This is a genomic window from Vibrio makurazakiensis, assembly GCF_050337375.1.
In the GTDB taxonomy this organism is placed as follows: domain Bacteria; phylum Pseudomonadota; class Gammaproteobacteria; order Enterobacterales; family Vibrionaceae; genus Vibrio; species Vibrio makurazakiensis.
The window spans coordinates 1-1,472 of sequence record NZ_JAKJSW010000428.1 but is presented as its reverse complement, the minus strand read 5'-3'; the positions used below and the strand labels follow the sequence as shown (position 1 = coordinate 1,472).

2 protein-coding genes are annotated in these 1,472 nt (G+C 41.8%); both read left to right on the top strand.

The features are described from left to right. Positions 1 to 338: 338 nt before the first annotated feature. The gene (locus L4C33_RS22180) at positions 339 to 644 is read left to right on the top strand and encodes a c-type cytochrome (RefSeq protein WP_428814544.1); all 306 of its coding nucleotides are present in this window, start codon (positions 339 to 341) and stop codon (positions 642 to 644) included. Beyond that, positions 641 to 1,472 (top strand): molybdopterin-dependent oxidoreductase (locus L4C33_RS22175; RefSeq protein WP_428814543.1); only part of this gene is annotated, 832 nt, incomplete at its 3' end. The genes L4C33_RS22180 and L4C33_RS22175, both read left to right, overlap by 4 nt.

Sequence of the window (1,472 nt, the reverse complement as noted above, 5' to 3'; positions counted from 1 at the left end):
CATTTATTTCAGTGTAGAAGTGAAGTTTCTAATTTGCGAATATCTAAAGTCGAATTAGTTAAGCTAACTCACACTCCTGTCTAAAGGTTTCTATAACTATTTCAACTTCCCCTTAATTCCTTACTGCAATTTCAACAGCTGTAGACAACAAAAAGACACAACCAAACACATATAAACACCTATCAATTACCCACACTTAATTCACCACACCCCTACGTTCAAGTTTATTGAACACTGGTTAAATTCAACTGAATTTCAATGAGTTAAATAAAGTGATTTAATGCGCGCAATTAATAGACAACCCGTCCACTTTATTGATTTAGATCTAAGGAGAAACTTTGCGTAAAGCTGTTTTAGCTTTGATTTTACTTTCGTTGCCAACAATAAGTTCAGCAGCCGAGTATCAGAACATTGCCAACATGTGTATCGCTTGCCACGGCAATAGCAAGGAAACGTCGTTCCCTTCCATCCCTAATCTAAAGTGGCAGAACAAGCTCTACCTTTCTGAGCAGTTGTCTGATTTTAAAAGCGGAAAGCGCACCGATAAAACCATGTCCAAAGTCGCCCAATTATTATCAGAAGAAGATATAAAGAAACTGGCGGATTACTTTTACAAACTGAATCACAAAGGGTTACAGCAATGAGTTTAGATAGAAGACAATTCCTTAAAGCCGCACTTTCAGCAACAGCTGTATCTGCGATGCCTGTTTCTTGGGTTTTTGCCGCAAACCGACCAGAAGATTTAGTGCCTCTAGATATCAACTCACTAACGTGGGCGAAAGCCGAAGACTTGCCAGATTACTACACAGTGTTGAATACCAACCCACTTAACGCTTACCCACCAGAAAGCATGCTTGCTCCAGCTATTACCCCTTCTGATGTACCTTTCGTTCGCTGGAATGGTCTAATGCCTGATTTTACGACGATGGATCCAGACACTTGGACATTTGAAGTAAAAGGTGAGTCTGTAAAACAAAGTAAAACCTATACCATTGCCGAACTTAAATCGAAGTTTAAACACCATACGCAAAGCCTAGTTTTAGAGTGCGGTGGTAACAGCCGTAACAACTTTTACCCAAGCACCAAGGGTAATCAATGGAACAATGCTGGTGTGTATTGCTCGCAGTGGACGGGGGTACTACTAAGTGACGTACTTAAAGATTGTGGCATTAAAGATGACGCGGTTTATGTTGGTAACCACGGCTTTGATAAACACCTTAGCGGTAAAGGTGAAGCCATTTCCCGCGGCGTACCTATCAAAGCAGCAATGACAGATAATGCATTGATTGCATGGGAAATGAACGGCGAACCCATTCCTTATCTACACGGTTACCCTCTGCGAACTGTATTTGGTGGACGCCCTGCGTCTGTCTCTCAAAAGTGTACGACTGGCATTAGTGTTCGTAACAAGGTTCACGATGGTCACAAAATGGCTGCACCTGCTTACCAGGTACCGAAACACCCTATTGCAC